Origin of the sequence: Streptomyces sp. NPDC101194, from assembly GCF_044767885.1 — a bacterium.
GTDB lineage: Bacteria > Actinomycetota > Actinomycetes > Streptomycetales > Streptomycetaceae > Streptomyces.
In genome coordinates this window covers 457499-482347 of sequence record NZ_JBIWOS010000006.1, presented here as the reverse complement: position 1 = coordinate 482347, position 24849 = coordinate 457499, and the positions used below count along the sequence as shown (strand labels likewise).

Below are 24849 nucleotides of genomic sequence, written 5' to 3'. Positions count from 1 at the left end.
GTGTGCCGGACCGTTCGCCGCGCTACTCGTCGGACGAGAAGCGCACCGCCGCGTCCGGCAGGACCGCCCCGCACCAGACACGGATGCCGTCGCGGAGTTCGTTGTCGGCGCCGATCCGGGCCCCGTCCCCGATGACCGCGCCCTCCACCACCGTACGGCTGCCGATCCTGGCTCCGGCTCCGACCAGCGAGTCCGTGATCACGGCCCCCGGTTCGACGACCGCGCCGGCCAGTACCGCCGAACCGTCGATCCGGGCCCCCGCGCCGATCAGGGCGCCCTCGCCGATGACCGTACCGCCGCTGAGCTTGGCGTCGGCCGCCACGGAGGCCGTCGGCAGGACGAGCCGGTCGCCGCAGCGGCCGGGAACGGCCGGGGACGGGGCGTGGCCCAGGACCAGGTCGGCGGAGCCGCGCACGAAGGCCTGCGGGGTGCCGAGGTCCAGCCAGTACGTGGAGTCGACCATGCCCTGGAGGTGCGCGCCGGACGCCAGCAGTCCGGGGAAGGTCTCGCGCTCCACGGAGACCGGCCGGCCGGCCGGGATGGCGTCGATGATCCGGCGTCGGAAGATGTACGCCCCCGCGTTGATCTGGTCGGTGACGATCTCCTCGGGCGTCTCGGGCTTCTCCAGGAACGCGGTGACCCTGCCGTCGGCGTCCGTCGGTACGAGACCGAAGGCGCGCGGGTCCTCGACCCGGGTGAGGTGGAGGGAGACATCCGCTCCGGAGGCGGTGTGCGAGGCGACGAGCGCCTGGATGTCGAGGCCCGTGAGGATGTCGCCGTTGAAGACGAGCACCGGTTCGTCGGGCCCCGAGGTGAGCCGGGAGGCGACGTTGCGTATCGCTCCGCCGGTGCCGAGCGGTTCGCGTTCGGTGACGTACTCGATGTGCAGGCCCAGCGACGAACCGTCCCCGAAGTACGGTTCGAACACCTCCGCCAGGTACGAGGTCGCGAGCACGATGTGCTCGACCCCCGCGGCTCGGGCACGTGCCAGCTGGTGGGTGAGGAACGGGACGCCCGCCGCCGGAACCATGGGCTTGGGGGTGTGGACCGTGAGCGGGCGCAGCCGCGTTCCCTTGCCGCCGACCAGGAGGATCGCTTCTCTTGCCTCTGTCACAGCGCTGACTCTGCTTCCTGGTGGGGCCCGGCCGGTTTCGGCTGGCCAGTGTATGCAGTCCGGTTCGGTCCGGTTCGGTCGTCCCCGGTCAGCGGCCCGCAGCGGCCCGCGGTGGTCTCTCGCGGTCATCCGGTCAGCGGCCCTGCAGACGGGCGGAACTGGTCCTGGCCGAGCCGAGCTTGTTGTAAAGACGCGCTCCGGGGCATTCGGTTGCGAAGCCGTCCCGGTGGCCGGAGATGACGTTGAGTGTGGCCTTCGTGCCCTTCTTGAACTTGTTCCCGCCACCCGAGACGAGCGTCGTCCTGCCGCTGGGATCGGCTCCGTACAGGCCGAGTTTCCAGGCGGTGAGCTTCGCGACGGCGTTCACCGCGGAGGCCGACGGGTTCGACCCGGTGAAGGTGCCGAGCACCGCGATGCCCGTGCTGTCGGCGTTGAAGCCGAGCGTGTGCGCTCCCAGGACGGCCTTCGTCACACCGCCCGCGCGCCCTTCGTAGACGTTTCCGCACTTGTCGACGGCGAAGTTGTAGCCGGTGTCCCGCCAGCCGCTGCTCTTGACGTGGTAGCGGTAGATGCCGCGCAGGACGGCCGGTGCCTGGGCGCACGTGTAGTTGTTGCCCGTGGCGCTGTGGTGGATGAACGCGGCCTTGACGGTCTTGGTGTAGACGAAGGCGGGCTCCCTGAGCTTCTCGTCGGCGCCCCAGCCCTTGCGGGTGATGATGCGCGGCCGGGGTCCGATGTACGGCTGGGCGCCGGGGGCGAGCCCGGCCTCCTCCTCGCCGCGTGCCTCGGACTCCGCCTTGCTCAGGGCCGGGAGCACGCGGCCGTCGAGCGCCGTGGTGCGACCGTCCTCGTCGTCGCCGGACGACGCGGGACCCGCCACGGGGGCCTGCTGCGGGTCCTTGCCGGGGTCGACGAGTTCGAGGCGCAGACCGGTGGGCAGCGGTACGGCGGATTCGGTCCGGTCCTGCGGATCGGGCGCCGTCGGGCGCACGCGGACCGAGACGCCGTCCGATTCGCCGACCCAGAGCGGAGCGGTGGAGCCGCGCACGGTGCCGGATTCGCGCTCGGCGGTCCCGGGGTCGGCGGCGTGCTCGGCGTTGTGCGTCTCCACGTCCTGCCAGTCGGACCAGCGGGTGGTGCCGAGGGCTCGGGTACGGACCTGGACGGTGCCGTGGAGTTCGGTGTCCGGGTCGTCCCAGACGACGCCGACCAGGGAGAAGGGGCGGACGTCACGTTCGAGCAGCCCCTGTTCGGCGACCGCGGTGGTCCGGGTGGGTTCGCCGGTGGATTCGTCGGACGGTGCCGGCAGGGGCGACAACGGCAGGGACTGCGTCGAGCCCGCGGTGTCGGAGGGCTCGGCGGACCCGGCGGGGGCGGTGAAGGTGTCCGGGGCGGCGCTCGCGAGCGCGGCCGACGGCAGTACGAGTACCGCCGCGCAAGTGACACCGATCGAGGATGCAAGGAAGGAACGCATACGAACGATCCTGGGCACATTCATACGAGTCCGGCTACCGGGGTATCCCGGCACAATTGACGGGCCGTCTGCCGAACCGGTGTACCCGGTGCCCGTCGATCCGGCCCGGCCGGGCGCCGCCGCGTACCCTTGCGCGGATGAACGCCACCGACCGCACCCCCGCCGACCTGCTGCGTTCCGCACTCGCCGCGGATCCGGCCCGCCCCTTGGTCACTTTCTACGACGACGCCACCGGAGAACGCGTCGAACTGTCGGTGGCCACCTTCGCCAATTGGGTGGCCAAGACCGCCAATCTCCTGCAGGGCGACCTCGCCGCGGAACCCGGCGACCGGCTGGCCCTGCTGCTGCCCGCGCACTGGCAGTCCGCGGTCTGGCTGCTGGCGTGTTCCTCGGTCGGTGTGGTCGCCGACGTGCAGGGCGACCCGGCCGGCGCCGATCTCGTCGTCAGCGGCCCGGACACGCTGGAGGCCGCGCGCGCCTGCCGCGGCGAGCGGGTCGCCCTGGCGCTGCGCCCGCTGGGCGGCAGGTTCCCGCAGACGCCCGAGGGCTTCGCGGACTACGCGGTCGAGGTACCGAGCCAGGGCGACCGGTTCGCCCCGTTCACGCCCGTGGACCCGGACGCTCCGGCGCTGGCGGTGGACGGGGTCGAGCTGACGGCGGCGGAACTGGTGGCGCGGGCCCACGAGGACGCGGCCGATCTGGGGCTGACCGCGGGATCGCGGCTGCTGACGGGGCGCACGTACGACACCTGGGAAGGCCTGAGCGCGGGGCTGTTCGCGCCGCTGGCCGCCGGGGGGTCCGTGGTCCTGTGCCGGCACCTGGGGCAGCTGGGCGAGGACGGTCTGGCGAAGCGCGTGGAGAGTGAACGGGTCACCAACACCGCGGTATGACAAGCGCCCTGAGGGCCACTCGTCCGGCCCATAGCGGGCCGAGTCCTCGGGGCTGTACGTCAACTCCGGTACATGATCGGCGGTACAGACCACTCGGGACACAACCAAGCGTGAGGTTCAGCCGTCTACTCCTGCGACCGGCGGCCCAGCGCGCCGCCGAACGTGAAGGATGGACGCAGACGTGAGCGAAAGCGCCGGCCCGCCGGAGGACTCCGACGACTCGGCCACGGGCGAGGGCCGATCGCAGGCAGGGGACGACTCCGGCGCCTCTCCCGAGCCCCCCGCCGGGCACCGGCACCACTGGCTGCGCTGGACCGCGCTCGGCGTCTCGCTCGTGGTCCTGGTCGCGGCGGGCGGCGGCTGGTGGCTGTACCGGAAGCTCGACGGCAACATCAGGACCGACACCTCGGCGGCCGCCGAACTCAAGACGTACGAGCGGGAGCGGCCCGCCACCGTGGTGCACGACGCCGAGAACATCCTGCTCATCGGCTCCGACAGCCGGGCGGGTGACAACCGCGCGTACGGTCGCGATGACGGCGGCAGCCAGCGCTCGGACACCACGATCCTGCTGCACCTGGCCGCGGACCGGAAGAGCGCCACCGCGATGTCCCTGCCGCGCGATCTGATGGTGTGGATCCCGGTCTGCCACAAGGCGGACGGTACGGCCACGAAGAAGCAATTCGCCCAGTTCAACTGGGCCTTCGAGTTCGGTGGCACCGCCTGCACGATCCGTACGGTCGAGAAGTTGACCGGCATCCGGATCGACCACCAGATGGTCGTCGACTTCAACGGCTTCAAGGACATGGTCGACGCCGTGGGCGGTGTCGAGGTCTGCCTCAAGAAGCCGGTGGACGACCCCGACGCCCACCTCAAGCTCCCCGCCGGACGCCAGAAACTCGACGGCGAAGAGGCCCTGGGCTACGTACGGGCCCGTAAGTCGATCGGCAACGGCAGCGACACCGAACGCATGGACCGCCAGCAGCAGTTCCTGGGCGCGCTGGTGAACAAAGTGCAGAGCAATGGTGTCCTGCTCAATCCGACCCGGCTCTACCCGGTGCTGGACGCCGCCACCAAGTCGCTGACCACGGATCCGGGGCTGGACAGCCTCAAGGACCTGTACGACCTGGTACGCGGCCTGCGCGACGTACCGACCGACAGGGTGCAGTTCCTGACCGTGCCCCGGCAGCCGTACGCCGCCGACCCGAACCGGGACGAACTCGTCCAGCCCGATGCGAACCGGCTTTTCAAGCGGCTGCGCGAGGACGCTCCGGTCACGGTGGTCCCCGCCGACCGGCTCAAGAACGACGACGGGAAGAACACCGGGAAAAACAATGCCGCGACCGATGCGCCGGATGCCGCGGGCCCGAACCCCACACCGACCTATTCGGGCAACAACGCGGCGGCCGACCTGTGCAAGCGGTAAAGCAATTCCCAAGCAGAAGCCGGTGATCGGCGTGTAATGGGCAGAATGACCAGTTGTAAGGACCGTGGAATTTGTCACGCTCGTCGCTCGACGTCGAACTGGGCCGATAGTGTGACGCGATCCGGTGCTTCCGGCCTTCGGGCCGCGCACTTCCGGAGCGAAAGATCGAGCGCCTGAACGGGGGAGGCGCCTCGCGTGGCACCGACGGAGGACTCAAGCAACCGTGGATGCGCAAAGCCGTGGGCGGGCGAATGAATTCGACCCCGCAGACCAGTGGGTCCTCAACCCGGACACCGGCGATTACGAACTGCGACTGAATCATTCCGGAGGGGATTCGGCCGGTACTTCCCAGCCGTCGGCCGCGCGTATCCCCCGTCGCAGAGAACCGGTCCGCGACGGCGATGGCGGGCGCAGCACCACAACGCGTGACAGCGGTGGTGAGCGCCGGGGTCCGGCCCGTGACGGGCAGGGGTCGGGTCCGCGCCGCGAGGTGCCGGGACAGCGTGGCCGCCGTTCGGCCAACGGCCCGCGCGGCCAGGAGCGTTCGGGTCACGGCGAGCCGGCGGGCCGCCGCAGCCGCAAGGCCCCGAAGGCACGCCGCAAGAAGGTGCTGTTGTGGACGGGCGGCACGATGGCGTTCGTCCTGGTCGGCCTGTCGGTGGGCGGATACGCGCTGTACCAGCACTTCAACGGCAACCTGAGCACCGTCGACGTCGGCAGCGCCGGCAACAAGAACGTCTTCGACAACGACGCCCCGGTCAACATCCTGATCATCGGCACCGACAAGCGCACCGGCAAGGGCAACGAGGGATACGGCGACAAGGGCAGCGTGGGCCACGCCGACACCAACATCCTCTTCCACGTCTCCGAGGACCGCACCAACGCGACGGCGCTCAGCATCCCCCGCGACCTGATCACCGACATCCCGGACTGCAGGACCAAGCAGCCGGACGGCTCGGAGAAGGTCATCCCGGGGACGCAGAACGTCCGCTTCAACCAGAGCCTCGGCCAGGAGGGCCGTAACGCCGGCTGCACCATGGAAACGGTCAGGGAGATCACCGGCCTGAAGGTCGACCACTTCATGATGTTCGACTTCAACGCGGTGAAGGAGCTGTCCACGGCGGTCGGCGGGGTCGAGATCTGCCTGGCCAAGCCGGTCAAGGACCCGGACTCGCACCTGAACCTGCCGGCCGGTGAGCACCGCATCCAGGGCGAGGACGCCCTGGCGTTCGTGCGGACCCGGCACAGTTTCGGCAACCATGGCGACCTGGACCGGATCAAGGTCCAGCAGCAGTTCATCGCCTCGATGATCCGGCAGATGCAGTCGGACGACACCCTGACCAGCCCGACCAAGCTCTACAAGCTGGCGGACGCGGCGACCAAGGCACTCACCGTCGACACAGGCATCGGCACGGGGAAGAAGCTGGCCTCGCTGGCCCAGGAACTGGCCAAGGTCAACACCAAGAACATCACCTTCACGACGGTGCCGGTGCTGGACAACCCGGCCGAGAAGATCCGTGCCACCGTCGTGTTGAACACGGCCAAGGCCGACCCGCTGTTCGCCATGATGCGCGAGGACACCTCCCTGACCGAGGTGAAGTCGAAGAAGAAGGCCGCGAAGAGCAAGCAGGACGCGCTCCTCAAGGGCCCCAAGGCTGCCGCGGGCGACGTCCGCGTCGATGTGTACAACGGCGGCCAGGTGCCCGGCGCCGCGCAGGCGACGGTCACCTGGCTCCAGAACGAGCAGGGTGTGCTCAAGTCCACCAACAAGGCCAACGCCCCCGCGAAGGCCGCGAAGACGACGCTGGAGTACGCGCCGAACCAGGCGGACCAGGCCCGCGCGCTGGCCGCCATGATGGGGCTGCCCGGCTCGGCCATGAAACAGGGCACCACGGACGCCGAGGGGCTCCAGGCGATGGTGCTGACGCTGGGTGACGACTTCAAGGGCGCGGGCACGCCCATCACCGGGCCGGCGAAGGTGCCGGACGGTATTCAGCAAGCAAACGCCGACAAGGCAGAGTGCGCCAAGTGACACCGGGTCACTGCGCCAAACCACGAGTCTGAGCAGCAGGGGGGTCCTGGTGGGACGGAGCGGTACACCCGGAGAGGAGACCCGACCACGTGTCCGGCACGCCGGTCAACTCGGTTGGGACGACGGGCTCTACGACGACGCGTCGGCGAAGTCCCCGGACTCCGCCGACGACGGCCGGCAGCCCGGCGCGGCGGACGACGGTCACCGGCGCGGCGGGCAGAAGCGGCACGGCCGGAAGCGCAAGCGCCGGGTGCTGCGCTGGGTCGCCGCGGTTCTCGCGCTGTTCATAGTCGGCGGCGCGGGGGCCGGATACCTCTACTACGAGCACCTCAACGGCAATATCAAGAAGGCCGATCTGACCCTCGGCGACAAGAAGATGGCCGACCACAAGGCCAACGCCGCCGGTCAGACTCCGATGAACATCCTGCTTCTCGGCTCGGACGCGCGGGACACCGCGGAGAACCAGAAGCTCGGCGGGGCCAAGGACACCTTCGGGGCGCCGCCCTTGGCCGACGTGCAGATGCTGCTCCACCTGTCGGCCGACCGCAGCAACATGTCGGTGATCAGCATGCCGCGCGACACGATGCTGAAGATCCCGAAGTGCACCGACCCGGAGACGAAGAAGGTCTACCCCGCGACCACCGGCCTGGCGATGACCAACGAGACGCTCGGCCGCGGTGGTCCCGGTTGCTCGGTGGCCACCTGGTACGAGCTCACCGGCATCACCATCGACCACTTCATGATGATCGACTTCTCCGGTGTGATCTCGATGGCGGACGCGATCGGCGGTGTCCCGGTCTGCGTCGAGGGCAACGTCTACTCGCACACCAGCACCGGCAAGGGCTCCGGGCTGAAGCTGAAGGAGGGCACCACGAACATCAAGGGCAAGCAGGCCCTCCAGTGGCTGCGTACCCGCTACGGCTTCGAGGACGGCACCGACCTCGGCCGTACCCACGCCCAGCACATGTACATGAACTCGATGGTCCGCGAGCTGCGCAAGGGCACCAAGCTCACCGACCCGGGCAAGCTGATGGGTCTCGCCGAGGCGGCGACGGACGCGCTGACGGTCGACAAGGGCGAGCACGGCCTCGGCTCGGTCAAGAAGCTCTACGACCTCGCGGAGGAGCTCAAGAAGGTGCCCACCAAGCGCATCACCATGACGACGATGCCGAACGTCTACGGGACGGGCACGCTCAAGGAGCGGGTGCTCCCCAAGCCCGGCGACGCCGACCAGCTCTTCCAGATGGTCCGCGACGACGTCCCGCTCGACGGCAAGGCGTCCAAGCGCAAGGCCCCGGCCGCCAAGAAGCCCACCGCCCCCGTTGCCGAGATCCCGGTCAGCGTCCGCAACGGAACGCGTACCGACACCGCGTACCCGGTCAAGGGCCGCGCCTCGGCGGTCAAGGAACTGCTGGTCGGCAAGGGCTTCACCCAGGCCGCGATCGACTCGCAGAACACCGACGCGGCGGCGCGGACCGGGGTGCTCTTCCCCAGCGTGGACATGCAGGGCAATGCCCAGGCGGTCGCCAAGGCGCTCGGCATCCCGCTCTCGGCGGTGAAGAAGTCGACGGCCGTCTCCGGCATCACTCTGACCGTGGGGGCCGACTGGCGCGAGGACGGCGACTATCCCGCGCCGAGTGCCAAGGAGAAGACCCCGGAGAGCGCCCGCGCCCTGAACGGCGACGACGAGAAGGCCTGCATGGCCATCCAGCCGGGCTTCGGCTGGTAGCGCCGCAACGGGCACGACGCACGGTGGGGGCCTTCCGACACGTCGGAAGGCCCCCACATCATGTCGGCTGCTGTCCGGCGACGGCCGGGCGCCGGACGACGGTCATGCCGTGACGGTCGGGCGCCGGCTGGCGATGACCTTCCTGGCCAGCGAGCGCGGGCTGGTCAGGAAGCCGTACCCCCACGACATGTGCATGGTCGCAAGGGCCACCGGGATCTGTGCCCGTGCCTTGAGCGACAGGCCCTTGCCGGCCGGCAAGGACCCGGCGACGATCGCCGCCACGTAACCGGCGGGGACGACGAAGGCCCACGGGGTGACGGCCGCACCGACCACGATGCCCGCCGCGATGGCGCAGACGGCGGTGGGCGGCGCCAGATAGCGCAGGTTGATCGAGCCGGAGTGGTAGCGGGCGACGACGTGCCGCCAGCGGCCGTAGTCCTTGTACTGCTTGGCGAGCGCCCGCATCGAGGGCCGCGGCCGGTACTGCACCTTCAGCTCGGGCGAGAACCAGATCAGTCCACCCGCCTCGCGAATGCGGAAGTTCAGCTCCCAGTCCTGGGCGCGGATGAACTCCACGTTGTAGCCGTCCGCCTTCTCCAGGGCCTCGCGGCGGAAGACACCGAGATACACGGTCTCCGCCGGGCCCGCCTGGCCGCCGGTGTGGAAGGCCGCGTTGCCGACGCCGATCTTCGACGTCATGGCCGCGGCCACGGCGTCCTCCCAGGCGTTCTCGCCCTCGGCGTGCATGATGCCGCCCACGTTCTGCGCCCCCGTCTCCTCCAGGAGGCGGACGGCCGTCGCGATGTAGTTCGGCGAGAGCATGCCGTGGCCGTCGACCCGCACGACCACGGGGTGGCGGGAGGCCTTGATCGCGGCGTTGAGGGCGGCCGGGGTGCGGCCGGTCGGGTTCGGGACGGTGTGGACGCGGGGGTCCTCGCGCACCAGTTCCGCGGCGATCTCGTCCGTACGGTCGGTGGAAGGGCCCAGCGCGATCACCACCTCCATCTCACCTGCGTACTCCTGCTCCAGGATGTGCCGGACGGAGTTCCTGAGATGACGTTCCTCATTGAGCACCGGCATGATCACGGAGACGGCGGGGTGCTGCGCGGCAGACATGGTGGTCCTCGGGTGGTCCTCGGGGGCGCCGGGGGCTCGCACCCCACCAGGCGGCGGTATTCGGCCGCCACGTTACCGCGAATGGGGGACACGGGCGCGCGCCGCCGGGTCGCTCGGCGGGCTGCAGATCATATGGGCCTACTGTGCGAACGATCCGCCCTGTACCACGGAGGTTCCCCCCGTGCCCACACCGCACTCCTCCCCCCGTTCGCCGCGCCGCCGCGCGGTTCCGCCGCAGCGCAGGTCCAGAAAGCAGGACGAGCGGCCGCGCTGGGGCATGCGGGTGGTGACCGGCATTTCCGTGCTGGTCCTCGGTGCCGGAGGGATCGGCCACGCGGTGGTGACGAGTCTGGAGAACGGGATCGACCGGATCGACCCGTTCAAGGACATGAAGAACCGGCCCCGGGGCGGTCACGGCATGAATCTGCTGCTCGTGGGCACGGACGGCCGCGACCGGATCACCGCGGAGGAGAAGCAGAAGTACCGGTTGGGCGGTGTGCCCTGCAACTGCACCGACACGGTCATGCTGGTGCATCTGTCGGCGGACAAGGAGCGCGCGAGCGTCGTCTCGTTGCCGCGGGACAGCTACGCGGAGATCCCGGAGCACAAGGACCGGAACAGCGGCGAGACGCACGCCGCCCACCCGGTGAAGCTGAACGCCGCGTACGCCGAGGGCGGGCCCGGTCTGACGGTGCGGACCATCGAGCAGATGACGGGCATCAAGATCGACCACTATCTGGAGGTCGACTTCACCAGCTTCATGAAGACGGTGGACACCTTGGGCGGGGTGCGGATCTGCATGGCCCGGCCGATGAAGGACCCGTACACCGGTCTCGATCTCGCCGCGGGCACCCATGAACTGGACGGCGGGCAGGCGCTCCAGTACGTCCGCTCCCGGCACGTCGACGGGGCTGCCGACCTGGGCCGGATGCAGCGCCAGCAGAAGTTCCTCGCCTCGCTGATCAAGCAGGCGACCAGCAGCGGAGTGCTGCTGAACCCGGTGAAGTTCCGGGACGTGGCCTCGACGATGCTCCGCTCGGTCCGGGCCGACAAGGGCTTCGGTACGGAGGAGATGCTGGAGCTCGGCCAGGCGATGCGCGACTTCTCACCCGCCTCCTCCGAGTTCACCTCCGTACCGCTGGGGAACGTCGCCTTCCCGGTGAAGGGCATCGGCACGACGGTCAAGTGGGACGAGCGGAAGTCCAAGAAGCTCTTCCAGGCGCTGCGCGACGACAGGCCGCTCGCCCCGGAACGCCCCAAAGAGCCGAAGACCGTGCAGGTCGATGTCGCCCCGCAGCGGATCCGGGTCCAGGTCTACAACGGGACTCCGAAGGACGGGCTCGGCAAGACGGTCGACGACGCGCTGCACGCCACCGGCTTCGACACCACGCGAGCCCCGCTGAACGGCGAACCGAATGATCTCAAACGCACCCTGATCAGCTACGACCCGCGGTGGGACCGGTCCGCGAAGTCCCTGGCCGGCGCGTTGCCCGGGGCCGAACTGCGGGCGGTGAACGGGCAGGGCCCCATGCTGAAGGTGACGGCGGGCACGGACTTCGAGAAGGTGCGGACGGTGCGGGCCAAGGAGACGGGCCGGGGCGAGTTCGGCACGGTCACGGGCGACCAGGTGGCGTGCCCCTGACCTTCCGTGACCACCCCTGACCGTTCGTGACCGTGGGTGCGTCCGTGCTCAGTCGACGTCGATCCCGTCCGCCACGCGCTTCTCGCGCAGTTCCTTGATCGCGCGGCGCCGGGCGAGGCGGTGGGTGCGCCGGATCTGCGCCTCCTGGTAGCGCCGCTTGTCGCGCTCCGTCTCCGGAATCACCTGCGGTACGGGGCGGGGCTTGCCGTCCGCGTCGACCGCGGCGAAGACCAGATACGCGCTGCCGACCTGCTGGGCGGGGGTGGATTCGTTCCACCGCTCGGCCATGACGCGGACGCCGACCTCCATCGAGGAGCGGCCGGTCCAGTTCACCTGGGCGCGGACGTGAACAAGGTCACCCACGCGGACCGGCTCCAGGAAGACCATCTCGTCCATCGAGGCCGTCACCGCGGGTCCGCCGGAGTGCCGGCCGGCCACGGCACCCGCCGCGTCGTCGACCAGTTTCATGATCACACCACCGTGCACCGTACCCAGCAGGTTGGTGTCGCTGCCGGTCATGATGTGGCTGAGAGTGGTCCGGGAAGCGGCGGTCGACTTGCCCGGAATGTCGCCCTCCGGGTGCGGGGCCTGATCTGTCATACCGTCCACCTTATGCGGGGGCTTCCGCCCGGCGGCAATGCATCAGCTTCGCAACAGCCCCGATCCGATTTCCCGCACCCCCTGTAATACCAGCACACCTGGCCTGCACACTGGACCGCATGAACGATTGGCCCGAGGGATGGTCCGACGACAACCGCAGCGGCAACCGCTACGGGCAGGGCAGCGGCGGCGAGCGGCCCGAGGGCGCCCGCGTCATGCGGCACGTCCAGCGCCCTCCCGTCCCGCCGCAGCACCGCCCGGCCCCGCCCCGGCAGCGCCAGGGCGAGCCGCAGCAGTACGCCGGGGGCTATGACGACGCCGCTGGGTACGACAGCGGTTACAACACGGGCCAGGTCTACGGCGACGGCAACGGTGGCGGCCGGGGCAGTGGCGGCGGCCGAGGTGACGGCGGTTACGTCCAGGGGCGCCCGGCGCCCGACTGGGGCCGCCGGATAAAGATAGGCACGCTGTCCCTGGTCGTCGTCGTGCTCGCGGTCTCCATCGGCACGTACTTCTGGGCCGACTCCAAGCTCAAGCGCGAGGTGGACCTCTCCAAGGTCATCGAGCGGCCGAAGGCCGGCGACGGCACCAACTACCTGATCGTCGGCTCCGACAGCCGTGAGGGCATGACGGCCGAGGACAAGAAGAAGCTCCACACCGGCTCCGCCGAGGGCAAGCGCACCGACTCGATGATGATCCTGCACGACGGGTCGAACGGGCCGACGCTCGTCTCCCTGCCCCGTGACTCGAACGTCGAGATCCCCTCGTTCAAGGGCTCCGAATCCGGCAAGATCTACCCGGGCCGCGGCCGTTTCACCAAGCTGAACGCCGCGTACGCCATGGACGGTCCCGAACTCCTCGTCCGCACCGTCGAGTTCAACACCGGGCTGCACATCGACCACTACGTCGAGATCGGTTTCGGCGGCTTCGCCCAGATCGTGGACGCGATCGGCGGGGTGGAGCTGGACATCCCCAAGGGCTTCAAGGACAAGAAGTCCGGCGCCGACTTCAAGGCGGGCAAGCAGACGCTGAACGGCGAGCAGTCGCTGGCCTTCGTCCGCACCCGGTACGCGTTCGCCGAGGCGGACCTGGCCCGCACGAAGAACCAGCAGAAGTTCCTCGCGGCGCTGGCGAGCCAGACGGCGACGCCCGCCACGATCCTCAACCCGTTCAAGCTGTACCCGACGATGGGTGCCGGCCTGGACACCCTCATCGTGGACAAGGACATGTCGCTCTGGTCCCTGGGCCAGATGTTCTTCGCCATGAAGGACGTCACCGGCGGCGACGGCACGTCGATGAACATGCCGATCTCGGGTTTCTCGGGCGGGAATGTGGTCTGGGACAAGGCCAAGGTCAAGCAGTTGGTGGAGCAGCTCAAGAACGACGAGAAGGTCACCGTCTCCGGCAACTGACGGCGAACAGCAGTAGGCAGCAGGCACGAGCAGGGTCCGGACGGTTCGCCGTCCGGACCCTGCTGCATGTGCGGCGGCCCCGGGAGACCCGGCCCGTCCACGCGGTCACTCTCCCGGCCTGCGCCCCTGGGCCAGCAGGGCCGCGTGCGGCAGCGCCAACCGGCCGTCGTCCGCGAGGAATTCGATGCACAGCGCGTCGTACTCCCGCTTGGCCGCGGCCACTCCGGCCGGTCCACGGCTGTTGATCTGCTGCCCGATCGCGGCCACACCGGCGGCCGGCCCGGCCCACCATTCCTCGGCACCGACCCGGTGGTCCCAGGTCAGCGTCTCGCTCCGTACGTCCCCGAGACCGGCCGACTCCAGAAGCGCGGCCAGCCCTTCCCGGGTGCGCGGAAAGTCGTGCTCGGGGTCGACGGTGGCCAGCCACTCGGGCCGGGTCAGCCCGGCCGCCACGGCGGCCCGCCCGATCAGCGCCTGACCGGGGGCACCCGGCGCCTGCCAGATGGTGACGGCGATCCGGCCGCCGGGACGGGTGAGCCGGGTCAGCTCGGCCAGGGCGTGCAGCGGACGGCCGACGTGATTGAGCACGAAGTTCGCCACGACGGCGTCGAACCCGCCGTCCTCGTGCAGTCGCGGAAGCGTCCCGCACCGGACATCGGCCTCGGGTGCGGCGCGCCGGGTCAGCTCCACCATTCCGGGATCGGCGTCCACGGCCCGTACGGCCGCACCGCGCGCGACGGCCGCCACGGTCACGCCGCCGCTGCCGCACCCCACGTCGAGCACCCCTGTTCCGGGACCGACTCCCGCGGCATCCAGCAGCGCGGGCACGGCATGGGCGCAGAGCCGCGCGAAGGTCCGGGCGTAGCTCTCGGCCCGCCCCTCCCAGATACGCCGCTCACTCGCATCGAACGCGGTCATCGCACGCCTCCCGTCGGCCCCTGCGGCTCGGTCTCGTCGAGGTCCTCGTACAGCGCGTCCAGAATCCGCCCCGTGGGCTCGCCCTGCGGCGACAGCTCGGCCAGGCACCAGCCGGGCAGTTGTCGCTCCACCTCGGGCGGGAGGTCGCCGTCGGCCGGGTCGGCCAGCCCGTGGAGAAGACCGAACGCGGTCTCCTTCGCCACCTCGCGGGCTATCTCCCCCAGGTCGCCGGGGCTCAGGCCGAGGGCCAGCGCCCGCTCGACGGCACCGCCGGCGAGCCCGTCCTTCCGGTAGGCCTCGACCCAGTCCGGCGCCGCCGCACTCCAACCGTCGATGTCCTGCCAGACCATCCGCAGGAAGCGGTAGCGGGCGAGCTGCGGAATGCTCTCCTCGGCCTCGGATTCGGCCCATCCCTCGGCGTCGTCGGCACCGAGCGCGGCGAACAGGCCGGTGAGCTTGTCGATGTCGGTCATGGAAGGGGAAGGTACGCCACAGGGCTGTCATGCAGCGATCAGGAGTGGCCCGGTCCACCGCTGTTCGCCGTCGTCGATGTGGCCGACGGGGCGAATGCAGGAAACCGGTCGTCGCGGCTGGCGTGAGGACGACGCGCCCGGAAGCCGGGGCCGAGCGCGGCGCGCGGGCCGGCCCCGAGGGGCCGGCCCGCGCCGTTTCACGGGAACAGGGTCACGAGGCCTTCTTCAGCGTGAAGTTGCCGGTCGTCGTCTCCCCCTTCTTGAGCTTCACCGTGGTGACCACCGGCTGGTAGCCGTCCTTGGCCACGATCACGGTGACCGGGTTGTTGCGGGTGTCGAACCACAGGCCGAAGGTGCCGTCCTTGGCGGTCCGCAGGGTGTAGCCCGTCGTCGAGGCGTTGATCTGGACGGTCGCCCCGGCCAGCGGAGCGGTGCCGCCCTTGCCGTCGTCGCCGAGCACGGTGCCGGCGTACTTGCCCCAGTCCTTCGGCGGGTTGACGTGCATCTTCACGCCGACGTCGGCGACCGGGTACGGGGTGTCGCTCTGGACGGTCAGCGCGGCGGTGTAGTCGCCGGGCTGAGTGACCTCGGGGACCGTGGCGTCCAGGCCGACGGTGATCGTGGTGCTCTCCCCGGGCTGGAGTGTCACCTTGTCCTTGCTCGTGGACAGCCAACTGACGTCCGAGGACTCGCCGCCCTGGTCGTAGCCGGGCAGCACCTCGACGGTGGACACCGGCGGCGCGCTGCTGCCACCGGGGTTTCCGCCGACCTTGTAGAAGCCGGAGGCAGCACCCACACGGTAGACGCTGGTGTTGGCGTTGGGCAGGGCGGTCCAGCTGCCGGTGCCCGGGTCGAAGGCGTAGCCCTGGTTGGTGATGGCGGCGCTGTCGTTGACTACACCGCTGGAGACCAGCAGCATGCCGTTGCCCACGCTGTACGCCGAACCCCACAGGTCGGCGGGCATGTCCGCGACGGACGACCAGCTGTCGGCGCCCGGGTCGTAGACGTAGGCGTGCTTGGTCGAACTGCTGCCGCCGCTGCCACCGGCGCAGTAGAGCTTGCCGTCGATGCCGCCGCAGGACTGCCAGGAGATCGGCTCCGGGTAGGAGGCGATCTGGGACCAGCTGTCCGACGACGGGTCGTAGACCATGGCGTCCGTGGTGCCACAGCTGCTGGTGCAGCCGCCGACGACGTACAGCTTGCCGCCGAGCACCGCGCTGCCCGAACCGGCGTACGGCTTGGGCGAGGACGCCTTGGTGGACCAGCTGTTCGACGCCGGGTCGTAGACCTCCAGCTTGGCATCGGGGTCGCCGTCGGCACCCCAGCCGCCGACCACGTACAGCTTGCCGCCGATGAAGCCGTGGGCCGGGTTGCCCTCGCGGGTGTCGGCCGCGGAGGCCAGCTTGGTCCAGGAGCCGCTGTCGGGGTCGTAGGCGTACAGCGCGTTGGTGTCCGCGCTGCCCGTGTAGCCGAAGGCGGAGTAGATCTTGCCGTCGTGGACGGCGACCGCGTTGTCCTGCACAGCGGTCGGCAGGTTGGCCACCGGCTGCCAGGCGTCGCCGGCCGCGTTGGCCGCCGGAGCCGCTTCCGAGGTCTTGCCCTTGCCGAGGGCCAGCGGGGAGTAGGTGCCCTTCACCAGGTTGAGCGGCGCGCCGCCCTTGGCCTGCTGGGTGAAGCCGCCCGGCTGCTCGCCCAGGGTGAGGCCGGCAGGCGCACCGCCGGTGTTCTTCACCGTCAGGCTCTGGGTGGCCTTCTTGCCCCAGTCGACCGTCTTGTCGACCGAGCCGGGGGTGAACGCCAGCTTGCCGGCCTTCAGGCCGAAGTTCGCCTTGTTGGCGCTGTCCGCCGCCACGTCCACCGACTTGTCCAGGTCGGCGTAGTGCGACTTGGAGGCGGTGAAGGTGCGGCTGCCGGTCTTGGAGGTGAACATCCAGTAGAAGCCGCCGCCGAGCGCCGGGTCGTCCGGGGTGGCCGCGGTGATGGCCTTGTCCTGCGAGGCGTCGGTGCTGACGACAGTGGCGCCGACGACGCCCTCGTCGGTGTTGGCGTCCTTCACGGTACCGGCCACCAGACCACCGTCGACGGGCTCGTAGGTCCGCTTGCCCACGAACACGTTGTCGAGTTCCCACCAGTAGCCGTAGCTGCCCGTGAAGTGGAACCGCAGCTGCACTCCGGGCTTCCCGGCGTAGTCCGTCAGCGGAAGCTCGACATGGGCAGGACCGGTCAGAGTGGTGGTGCGGTTCCAGATGTTGGTCCAGGTCGCACCGCCGTCGGTGCTGACGTCGATGTTGCCGGTCTGGTTGGAGTAGCTCTTGTAGTCGGTGTCGAACTCCAGTTGCGGGCTGTCGTTGCCGGTCAGGTCGAAGACCGGCGTGATCAGCGAACTGTCCTGCTTCTTGCCGCTGCCGATCTTGTCACTGTCGACCATGGCGAAGGCGCCGGAACCACCGGTCTTGTTACCCCGGTTGCCGAAGTCGTCGAAGGCCCAGCCGCCGGTGGTGCCGTCGGCGTTGACCACGCTCCAGCCCTCGGGGGCGCCGGCGGTGGAGTCGAAGGGCTGGGTCGGGCCGGACCGCTTGACCTGGTAACCGGGCGCCGTGGCCGCCTGGGCGTCCACCGGGACCGCGACGTTCACGGTCTGCGCCGCGTCGTCCACGGTCACCTGCTCGGTGACCGCCTGGTAGCCGGGGTACACGGAGGTGAAGTGCAGGGTGTAGTCGGCGCCCTGCGGCAGGTCGACGCTGTACGCGCCGGTGTACGGGTCGGTGAAGACCGGGGCGCCGGGCACGTCATCGATGGTGATCTTCGTGTAGAGCGGCCAGCCGTGGCCGGAGCCGTCGGTCACCTTGCCGGTCACGGTCTGCCGGGCCACCGGGTCCAGCGCGAAGTCGGTCGTGACGGTGCCGCCGTCGACGACGACGCCGTGGGCCTTCTTGGGCGCGTACCCGTAGGCGTACGCGGCCATGTTGTAGGTGCCGGGCGGCACGGTCAGGCTGTAGTGCCCCTGGGCATCGGTGGTCGCCCGGTAGCCACCGGCCACGACGGAGGCGCCGGAAAGCGCCTTGCCGGAGCTGTCGGTGACGGTGCCGGAGGCCTCGCCGTGCGGGCCGATGCGGAAGGCGGCGAGACCGTTGGGCGTACCCAGACCGGTCGGGCCGTCATAGCCCTCACCCGCGGTGCAGAGGTACGACGGGCTGCAGCTGCCGTTGGAACCCTGCGTCACGTCATTGAGCGCGGACGGCTTCTTGTACGGGTACGAGTTCGGGTAGCTGCCCTCGACCGGGGTGCCGGCCGCGGCGTACGCACCCGCGATGATCGGCGACGAGGCACTGGTGCCGCCGTACACGGACCAGCCGGATCCGCCGTAGGTCTGGTACACCGAGACGCCGGTGACCGGGTCGGCGACTGCGGCGACGTCGGCGACGGCCCGCTTGTCACAACCCGTGTCGGTCTGGAAGGCCGGCTTGGGCTCGTACAGCGAACAGCCCGAGCCCGGACCGCCGTAGCTGTTGTGCCACACCGACTCGGACCAGCCGCGGCTGGTGGTGGTGTCCCGCTTCAGGGCGGTACCACCGACCGAGGTCACATACTGCGAGGCGGCCGGGTAGGAGACTCCGTAGTCGCTGTCGCCGGAGGAAGCGACCACGGCCACGCCCGGGTGGTTGTAGTGGGCGTCCAACTCCGTGGTCTCGGACGGGTCCTCACCGCTGCCCGGAGTGGAGTCGTAGCCGGTTCCGTAGGAGTTGGACACGAACTTGGCGCCCTGCGCGACGGCCTGGTCGACGGCCGCGCCCATGTCCTCGAAGCTGGCGCTGTCGGCCTCGACCAGCAGGATGTTGGCGTGGGGCGCGGCCGCGGAGACCATGTCGAGGTCGAGCGATATCTCGCCCGCCCAACCGGCGTTCGGAGCCGGGTAGTTCGTGCCACCGCGCTGGTCGATCTTCTTGAAGCAGCCGTTGTCGGTGGTGCAGGCGGGCAGGCCGTACTGCTGACGGTAGACGGCCAGGTCGGCCTCGGCGCTCGGGTCGTCGTAGGCGTCGACGATGGCCACCGTCTGTCCCGCTCCGCCGTTCGCCGGCAGGTTGTACGCGCCCTGCAGGTCACTGGGGCCGAAGCCGTTCGGTGTACCGGCCGCCGGCTGGACGCCCTTGACGCCCTCGATGTCGGTGCGACGCAGCGCCAAGCAGCTGAACTCGCCCTTCTTGGGCGTGCTGCAGACCTGTTCCACCCCGGGACGCGTCGCTGTGGCGGTGGTGCCCGAAGCGGTCGCGGCGCCGGTGGCGGCCTGGGCTGCGGGTAGTCCCGCCGCCATGACGGCGACGGCCGCCGCGGTGAAAGCGGCCAGCCGCGCGGAGGTCCTCCGCGCGGCCGGTCTGGAATACCTCGAAGTGCGCAATGTGTGACTCCCATGCTGCTGAGCTGGGGTCGACCCGTGCGCTGGTTCTCGGTCGACAGCGGATGGATTGATCCGCCGGGGCAACTAAACATTGTTGCCATGCTCCCGACAAGAAGGCCGTCGCGGCGAATATGTGACATGGCAGGACCTCGACATTCATGACACATCGTCAGCTTTGCGTCACGCACCCGGGCGATGTCGTCGACGGGGCGATCCCGAGGCGCTCCGCAACGGATCGAGCGTGGCTCGGCCCGCCGTTGGACGGCGGCACTTCGGACAGCTTCGCGCCCCGCTCCCGGTATCAACCGGGCACGGAGCGCAAGTGAAGGGGAGGTCAGCTCCCGGAGGCATACGAGACGAAACCCGCCCACGGACCCGGCGTGAAGACCAGCCGGGGTCCGGGGTCGTTCTTGGAGTCGCGGACGTGGACCGTACCGGGCGCGGACGCCACCTCGACGCAGTCGTTGCCGTCGCCACTGCTGCTGTAACTGCTCTTGAACCACTCCAGCTCCGAGGCATCCCGGGCCAAGGGCTTGTGGATCACGTCTCTCCCAGAACTTGCTCGATGAAGGCCAACGACTCCCGTGGCGTAAGAGCCTGGGCCCGGATCATTCCATAGCGCAACCAAAGGATCCTGAGCTGCTTCGGGTCGGAGACCGGCCGTCCGCTGAACGCGCCCTCGGGACGCCCCACCGCACTGCCGTCGGGGAACTTCAGAACCTCGATCAGCCCACCCGTCCCGGGATGCTCCTCGCGATGGGTCGGCATGACCTGGATCACCACATTCCGCAACTGCCCTACTTCCAAGAGGCGTTCGAGTTGTCGGCGCAACACCATGGTGCCTCCGACCGGACGGCGAAGCGTCACCTCTTCCTGGACAAAACTCAGCGATGGAAGGGGATCCCGGTCGAAGATGGATCGCCGGGCCATGCGAGCGGCCAGAACGCCCCCGCACACGACGTGAGAGTCGGACCGGAACAGCTCGTACGCATGCGTCTGGCTCTGGGGGACGACGTGCATCTCAGGGTGCGCTACCGGCGGAAGTCGGATGTCATCGGCCGCACCAGAGTGTCGGAGTACCACTTCCTCGGGGTCGCAGCCGAGGAACCCGTGAACGATGCCGGGAGCGAGTACGGTCCCTGACATCTCGCTGACCTTGACCGGAGCTTCGGGGGCCACCGAACCGTCACTCGTCACCGTGAGAATCGACGTCGCGTCCCAGCGCCGCCCCGACCTCGTACACAAGTGCTGTCGTCAGGCGGGTTCTGGCTCAACTTCTGTGGAGCTCGCTGGATCGGCCCCTGCTGCGACAGTGGCTTCAGCCCCTGACATGCAGATTTCCTGAGCCGGCCATCCTGACCGACTCACCTCCGGCGCCGACACCACAGAAGTTGAGCCAGGGCCCGAGTTTTGACGTCACCGCCGTCCCATCGCGGGGTGGGTGAATATTTCGCTGTCCCATGTGAAGTGGCGTCCGTAGGGTTTCCGCATGACAGATGAGAATGAGCGGGCCGTGCAAGCAGCTATCGATGGGGAGATGCGCCTACTCGATCCCGAGGTGCGTGCTTCCTCGTCCCGTGTTCTGGAGCTTCTGGACCCGGAGTTCACCGAGATCGGGGCTTCTGGACGCTGGTGGAACATGGACTCGGTCCTCTCCGTGACTGGTGACGGGTCAGTGACTCCGGAGTCTCCGGTCAAGGTCAGCGAGATGACCGGGGTCGTCCTTGCTCCGGGGCTCGTCCATCTGACGTTCTTCACCGACCACGACGGCCGTCGGGCTCGGCGGAGCTCGTTGTGGCGCCTGACGGAAACGGGCTGGCGGATGTACTTCCATCAGGGCACTTTGGCCGCCTGAGTAGCTGGTTCTGCCGCCCGTGAGGGCGGCAGAACCAGCGGGCTGGAAGCGTTGGGCGTCAGCCGGCTTTGGCAGGTTCCGCGGCCTTGGCCCGGGTGGAGGCGAGCCGATAGGAATCGGTGCCGGTTTCGATGATCGTGCCGTTGAAGGTGAGCCGGTCGACGATGGCAGCGCAAAGGCGGGGGTCGGTGAAGGTCTTCGTGAACGGCTCCTCCGGCAGCGGCAGCAGCAGTGGCTGTTCGACGGCGAAGTACTCGTCGATGGTCCGCGGCCGGGACTCGATCCGGCGCCGCCCGTCGTGCAGGTCCCACTGCTCGACCATCTCGTTCAGCTCGGCGAGCGAACCAACCTCAGGGACCGGGGTGAAGTGGTTGCGGCGGAAGTACCCGATCTGGCCCTCGACGCCGCCCTTCTCGCTGTTGCTTGCGTGGCACGTCCAGATCAGCCCGCAAGATCCCGTCGCACACTTCCGCGTACGGATCGATGCCCTTCGGCCGTGGAGGAAGCTGCTTGCGCGGCTCCGGCCACGCGGAGTCGAGGGCCTTGCGGACCGTTCGCCACGACACGTTGTACTTGCGCTCAAGCGCCCGAAGCGCCATGCCGCTGCGATGGTCACGCCTGATCGCCGCGTACAGCTCAACCTTCGACATCCGCGGCATGACCAGGCCCTTTCACCAGGAACACCTCGATGCTGTCCCTGCAAGGACCCAACTGCCTTCAAAACTCGGGTTCTGGCTCAACTTCTGTGGAGCTCGCTGGATCGGCCCCTGCTGCGACAGTGGCTTCAGCCCCTGACATGCAGATTTCCTGAGCCGGCCATCCTGACCGACTCACCTCCGGCGCCGACACCACAGAAGTTGAGCCAGGGCCGTCAGACGTGAACAAAGCCGACCTCGGCGCCCGCAGCAGCCTGCGCGCCAAGGTGACAGCCGCCGATGAGCGCATCGCCGGCTGGGCGGTGCTTGCCGACCTCACCGGCCGCGCCCTCACCGACAACGCCTCTTGGCCCCGTACACACGTCCGGCCCCCGACGCACACGTCGGGGGCCGGATGCCGGAGCAGCAACCGTTACGGCAGGTTCCGCGCCATCACGATGCGCTGGACCTGGTTCGTGCCCTCGTAGATCTGCGTGATCTTCGCGTCGCGCATCATCCGCTCCACCGGGTAGTCCCGCGTGTAGCCGTAGCCGCCGAGCAGCTGGACCGCGTCGGTGGTGATCTCCATCGCGACGTCGGAGGCGAAGCACTTGGCCGCGGCGCCGAAGAAGGTGAGGTCGCCGTCGAGGCGCTCGGACTTGGCGGCGGCCGAGTAGGTGAGCTGGCGGGCCGCCTCCAGCTTCATGGCCATGTCGGCGAGCATGAACTGGATGCCCTGGAAGTCGGCGATCGGCTTGCCGAACTGCTTGCGCTCCTGGACGTATCCCTTGGCGTAGTCGAGGGCGCCCTGCGCGATGCCGAGGGCCTGGGCCGCGATGGTGATGCGGGTGTGGTCCAGGGTCTTCATCGCGGTGGCGAAGCCGGTGCCCTCCTCGCCGATGATGCGGTCGGCGGGGATACGGACGTTGTCGAAGTAGACCTCGCGGGTCGGGGAGCCCTTGATGCCGAGCTTCTTCTCCGGGGCACCGAAGGAGACGCCCTCGTCCGACTTCTCGACGACGAAGGCCGAGATGCCCTTGGAGCGCTTGGTCGGGTCGGTGACGGCCATCACCGTGTAGTACTCGGAGACACCCGCGTTGGTGATCCAGCGCTTCACACCGTTGAGCACCCAGAAGTCGCCGTCGCGCACGGCCCTGGTCTTCATGCCCGCCGCGTCGGAACCCGCGTCGGGCTCGGAGAGGCAGTACGAGAACATGCCGTCGCCCTTGGCCAGCGGGCCCAGGTACTTCTTCTTCAGGTCCTCGGAACCGGAGAGGATCACCGGGAGCGAACCGAGCTTGTTCACGGCCGGGATGAGGGAGGAGGAGGCGCAGACACGGGCCACCTCCTCGATCACGATGACCGTGGCGAGGGCGTCGGCGCCCGCGCCGCCGTACTCCTCGGGCACGTGCACCGCGTGCAGGTCCGCGGCGGTCAGGGCGTCCAGCGCCTCCTGCGGGAAGCGCGCCTCCTCGTCGACCGCCGCCGCGTACGGGGCGATCTTCGCCTCGGCGAGCGCACGCACCGTCTCGCGGAGCATCTCGTGCTCCTCGGCCGGACGGTACAGGTCGAAATCGGTCGAACCCGCCAAGACGCTCACTCCCCATGAAGCTAACTACCGTTAAGTAACCCAATTTTAGAGCCCGGCTCCCGTCATGGCCTATGCAATGCGCGCGTGAGCTTCACGACAAGGGTGGGAGAACCCACGCGGGCAGCCGGAAACCGGGCCTTCGAGGGCACGACTATGCTCGTTCACCGCACGTCTGTCCGCATCTTCCAGGAGCACTCCATGGCCCTCAGGATCACTGTGATCGGCACCGGCTACCTCGGCGCCACCCACGCCGCGGCCATGGCGGAACTGGGCTTCGAGGTCCTCGGCCTCGATGTCGTGCCCGAGAAGATCGAGATGCTGGGCGCCGGCCGGGTCCCGATGTACGAGCCGGGCCTGGAGGAACTGCTCCACAAGCACGTCGAGGGCATCGAGGGATCGACGGGGCGACTGCGGTTCACCACCTCGTGGGAAGAGGTGGCGGACTTCGGCGACGTCCACTTCGTCTGCGTGAACACTCCGCAGAAGCACGGCGAGTACGCCTGTGACATGAGCTACGTCGACAGCGCCTTCGAGTCGCTGGCACCGCATCTGACCCGGCCCGCCCTGGTCGTCGGGAAGTCGACCGTGCCGGTCGGATCGGCGGCCCGGCTCGCGGCGCGGCTGGCGGAGCTGGCCCCGGCGGGCGCGGACGCGGAACTGGCCTGGAACCCGGAGTTCCTGCGCGAGGGCTTCGCGGTGAAGGACACCCTGCACCCGGACCGGATCGTCGTCGGCGTGGCGAGCGAGCGGGCCGAGAGGCTGCTGCGCGAGGTGTACGCGGTGCCGGTCGCCGAGGGCTCGCCGTTCGTCGTGACGGACTTCCCGACCGCCGAGCTGGTGAAGACCGCGGCCAACTCCTTCCTGGCCACGAAGATCTCGTTCATCAACGCCATGGCCGAGGTCTGCGAGGCCGCCGACGGTGACGTGGTGAAGCTGGCCGAGGCGATCGGGCACGACGAGCGGATCGGCTCGAAGTTCCTGCGGGCCGGGATCGGCTTCGGCGGCGGCTGCCTGCCGAAGGACATCCGGGCCTTCATGGCGCGCGCCGGCGAGCTGGGCGCGGACCAGGCGCTGACCTTCCTGCGCGAGGTCGACTCGGTCAACATGCGGCGCCGCGGCCACATGGTGGAGCTGGCCCGGGAGGCCGTGGGCGGCGATTCGTTCCTCGGCAAGCGGGTGGCGGTGCTGGGCGCGACGTTCAAGCCGGACTCGGACGACGTACGGGACTCTCCGGCGCTGAACGTGGCGGGGCAGATCCAGCTGCAGGGCGGCCAGGTCACGGTCTTCGACCCGAAGGGCATGGACAACGCCCGCAGGCTCTTCCCCACGCTCGGTTACGCGGACTCGGCGCTGGACGCGGTGCGCGGCGCGGATGTGGTGCTGCATCTGACGGAGTGGCGGGAGTTCCGCGAGCTGGACCCGGCGTCGCTCGGCGAGGTCGCCTCCCGTCGGATCATCCTGGACGGCCGCAACGCGCTCGACAGCGAGCTGTGGCGCAAGGCCGGCTGGACGTTCCGGGCGATGGGACGCCCGACGGCCTGACCCGCGC

The 24849-nt window shown here is 69.4% G+C and carries 18 protein-coding genes and 2 pseudogenes; 9 read left to right on the top strand and 11 right to left on the bottom strand.

Annotated features, from left to right (window positions below; all coding sequences use genetic code 11):
- Positions 1 to 22: 22 nt before the first annotated feature.
- Both ACIRP2_RS24675 and ACIRP2_RS24670 read right to left on the bottom strand, forming a co-directional pair.
- A complete protein-coding gene (locus ACIRP2_RS24675) occupies positions 23 to 1114 on the bottom strand; it encodes a sugar phosphate nucleotidyltransferase (protein WP_404253688.1) in 1092 nt (363 codons plus the stop codon).
- 133 nt (positions 1115 to 1247) lie between these two features.
- Entirely contained in the window at positions 1248 to 2588 is a 1341-nt protein-coding gene (locus ACIRP2_RS24670; RefSeq protein ID WP_404253686.1) for a peptidoglycan recognition protein, read from the bottom strand.
- Positions 2589 to 2725: 137 nt separating this feature from the next.
- Between ACIRP2_RS24670 and ACIRP2_RS24665 the strand changes: the two genes are divergently transcribed.
- The 4 genes from ACIRP2_RS24665 to ACIRP2_RS24650 all read left to right on the top strand — a co-directional run bounded on the left by ACIRP2_RS24665 (position 2726) and on the right by ACIRP2_RS24650 (position 8662).
- Positions 2726 to 3478, top strand: coding sequence for a TIGR03089 family protein (locus ACIRP2_RS24665; protein WP_404253684.1), 753 nt, complete (start codon positions 2726 to 2728; stop codon positions 3476 to 3478).
- A gap of 169 nt (positions 3479 to 3647) precedes the next feature.
- Positions 3648 to 4901 (top strand): LCP family protein, encoded by a 1254-nt coding sequence (locus ACIRP2_RS24660; protein ID WP_404253682.1) that lies wholly within the window; start codon positions 3648 to 3650, stop codon positions 4899 to 4901.
- A 223-nt stretch (positions 4902 to 5124) separates the two neighbouring features.
- A complete protein-coding gene (locus tag ACIRP2_RS24655; protein WP_404253680.1) occupies positions 5125 to 6933 on the top strand; it encodes an LCP family protein in 1809 nt (602 codons plus the stop codon).
- A 49-nt stretch (positions 6934 to 6982) separates the two neighbouring features.
- Positions 6983 to 8662 carry an LCP family protein gene (locus ACIRP2_RS24650; protein ID WP_404253678.1) on the top strand — a complete coding sequence of 560 codons (1680 nt, stop codon included), beginning with the start codon at positions 6983 to 6985 and terminating at the stop codon, positions 8660 to 8662.
- Positions 8663 to 8764: 102 nt separating this feature from the next.
- Here ACIRP2_RS24650 and ACIRP2_RS24645 read toward each other — a convergent pair whose 3' ends face one another.
- The gene (locus ACIRP2_RS24645) at positions 8765 to 9778 is read right to left on the bottom strand and encodes a glycosyltransferase family 2 protein (RefSeq protein WP_404253676.1); all 1014 of its coding nucleotides are present in this window, start codon (positions 9776 to 9778) and stop codon (positions 8765 to 8767) included.
- A 277-nt stretch (positions 9779 to 10055) separates the two neighbouring features.
- On the opposite strand from ACIRP2_RS24645, the gene ACIRP2_RS24640 reads away from it, so the two are divergent.
- Positions 10056 to 11420, top strand: a complete 1365-nt coding sequence (locus tag ACIRP2_RS24640) for an LCP family protein (RefSeq protein WP_404253771.1) — start codon at positions 10056 to 10058, stop codon at positions 11418 to 11420.
- Between the two features lie 48 nt (positions 11421 to 11468).
- Here ACIRP2_RS24640 and ACIRP2_RS24635 read toward each other — a convergent pair whose 3' ends face one another.
- Positions 11469 to 12020 carry an acyl-CoA thioesterase gene (locus tag ACIRP2_RS24635; RefSeq protein ID WP_391742988.1) on the bottom strand — a complete coding sequence of 184 codons (552 nt, stop codon included), beginning with the start codon at positions 12018 to 12020 and terminating at the stop codon, positions 11469 to 11471.
- Between the two features lie 119 nt (positions 12021 to 12139).
- Here ACIRP2_RS24635 and ACIRP2_RS24630 point away from each other — a divergent pair, with 119 nt between their 5' ends.
- Positions 12140 to 13432: an LCP family protein gene (locus tag ACIRP2_RS24630; RefSeq protein ID WP_404253673.1), complete on the top strand. Its 1293-nt coding sequence runs from the start codon at positions 12140 to 12142 to the stop codon at positions 13430 to 13432.
- A 105-nt stretch (positions 13433 to 13537) separates the two neighbouring features.
- Here the strand turns inward: ACIRP2_RS24630 and ACIRP2_RS24625 are convergent, their stop codons facing one another.
- From ACIRP2_RS24625 to ACIRP2_RS24605, 5 genes and pseudogenes are all read right to left on the bottom strand, one after another.
- Positions 13538 to 14350: a class I SAM-dependent methyltransferase gene (locus tag ACIRP2_RS24625; protein ID WP_404253671.1), complete on the bottom strand. Its 813-nt coding sequence runs from the start codon at positions 14348 to 14350 to the stop codon at positions 13538 to 13540.
- The gene (locus tag ACIRP2_RS24620) at positions 14347 to 14823 is read right to left on the bottom strand and encodes a hypothetical protein (protein ID WP_404253669.1); all 477 of its coding nucleotides are present in this window, start codon (positions 14821 to 14823) and stop codon (positions 14347 to 14349) included. The genes ACIRP2_RS24625 and ACIRP2_RS24620 overlap by 4 nt, the downstream gene beginning before the upstream one ends.
- A 211-nt stretch (positions 14824 to 15034) precedes the next feature.
- The gene (locus tag ACIRP2_RS24615; RefSeq protein WP_404253667.1) at positions 15035 to 19219 is read right to left on the bottom strand and encodes a carboxypeptidase regulatory-like domain-containing protein; all 4185 of its coding nucleotides are present in this window, start codon (positions 19217 to 19219) and stop codon (positions 15035 to 15037) included.
- Positions 19220 to 19553: 334 nt separating this feature from the next.
- Positions 19554 to 19763 (bottom strand): DUF397 domain-containing protein, encoded by a 210-nt coding sequence (locus ACIRP2_RS24610; RefSeq protein ID WP_404253665.1) that lies wholly within the window; start codon positions 19761 to 19763, stop codon positions 19554 to 19556.
- Positions 19760 to 20161 (bottom strand): annotated as a pseudogene (locus ACIRP2_RS24605) (DUF5753 domain-containing protein); the annotation flags it as partial. The pseudogene ACIRP2_RS24605 and the gene ACIRP2_RS24610, both read right to left, overlap by 4 nt.
- A 547-nt stretch (positions 20162 to 20708) precedes the next feature.
- On the opposite strand from ACIRP2_RS24605, the gene ACIRP2_RS24600 reads away from it, so the two are divergent.
- On the top strand, positions 20709 to 21074 hold the full coding sequence (locus ACIRP2_RS24600; RefSeq protein ID WP_404253663.1) for a DUF4440 domain-containing protein: 366 nt from the start codon (positions 20709 to 20711) through the stop codon (positions 21072 to 21074).
- Between the two features lie 58 nt (positions 21075 to 21132).
- On the opposite strand, the pseudogene ACIRP2_RS24595 reads toward ACIRP2_RS24600, so the two are convergent.
- A pseudogene (locus ACIRP2_RS24595) lies at positions 21133 to 21279 on the bottom strand (ATP-binding protein); the annotation flags it as partial.
- A gap of 672 nt (positions 21280 to 21951) precedes the next feature.
- On the opposite strand from ACIRP2_RS24595, the gene ACIRP2_RS24590 reads away from it, so the two are divergent.
- Positions 21952 to 22197, top strand: coding sequence for a hypothetical protein (locus tag ACIRP2_RS24590; protein ID WP_404253661.1), 246 nt, complete (start codon positions 21952 to 21954; stop codon positions 22195 to 22197).
- On the opposite strand, the gene ACIRP2_RS24585 is transcribed toward ACIRP2_RS24590, so the two are convergent.
- Entirely contained in the window at positions 22143 to 23300 is a 1158-nt protein-coding gene (locus ACIRP2_RS24585; RefSeq protein WP_404253769.1) for an acyl-CoA dehydrogenase, read from the bottom strand. The two genes, ACIRP2_RS24590 and ACIRP2_RS24585, sit on opposite strands and share 55 nt — an antisense overlap.
- A 198-nt stretch (positions 23301 to 23498) precedes the next feature.
- On the opposite strand from ACIRP2_RS24585, the gene ACIRP2_RS24580 reads away from it, so the two are divergent.
- Complete coding sequence (locus tag ACIRP2_RS24580; RefSeq protein WP_404253659.1) at positions 23499 to 24842, top strand: UDP-glucose dehydrogenase family protein; 1344 nt, start codon at positions 23499 to 23501, stop codon at positions 24840 to 24842.
- Positions 24843 to 24849 lie beyond the last annotated feature (7 nt).

Excerpts from the sequence above, each read along its gene's own strand:
- ACIRP2_RS24600 (WP_404253663.1), top strand. The coding sequence starts at position 20,709 with ATGACAGATGAGAATGAGCGGGCCGTGCAAGCAGCTATCGATGGGGAG.
- ACIRP2_RS24620 (WP_404253669.1), bottom strand. The coding sequence starts at position 14,823 with ATGACCGACATCGACAAGCTCACCGGCCTGTTCGCCGCGCTCGGTGCC.
- ACIRP2_RS24640 (WP_404253771.1), top strand. The coding sequence starts at position 10,056 with ATGCGGGTGGTGACCGGCATTTCCGTGCTGGTCCTCGGTGCCGGAGGG.
- ACIRP2_RS24630 (WP_404253673.1), top strand. The coding sequence starts at position 12,140 with ATGAACGATTGGCCCGAGGGATGGTCCGACGACAACCGCAGCGGCAAC.
- ACIRP2_RS24635 (WP_391742988.1), bottom strand. The coding sequence starts at position 12,020 with ATGACAGATCAGGCCCCGCACCCGGAGGGCGACATTCCGGGCAAGTCG.
- ACIRP2_RS24645 (WP_404253676.1), bottom strand. The coding sequence starts at position 9,778 with ATGTCTGCCGCGCAGCACCCCGCCGTCTCCGTGATCATGCCGGTGCTC.
- ACIRP2_RS24580 (WP_404253659.1), top strand. The coding sequence starts at position 23,499 with ATGGCCCTCAGGATCACTGTGATCGGCACCGGCTACCTCGGCGCCACC.
- ACIRP2_RS24670 (WP_404253686.1), bottom strand. The coding sequence starts at position 2,588 with ATGCGTTCCTTCCTTGCATCCTCGATCGGTGTCACTTGCGCGGCGGTA.
- ACIRP2_RS24665 (WP_404253684.1), top strand. The coding sequence starts at position 2,726 with ATGAACGCCACCGACCGCACCCCCGCCGACCTGCTGCGTTCCGCACTC.
- ACIRP2_RS24660 (WP_404253682.1), top strand. The coding sequence starts at position 3,648 with ATGGACGCAGACGTGAGCGAAAGCGCCGGCCCGCCGGAGGACTCCGAC.
- ACIRP2_RS24625 (WP_404253671.1), bottom strand. The coding sequence starts at position 14,350 with ATGACCGCGTTCGATGCGAGTGAGCGGCGTATCTGGGAGGGGCGGGCC.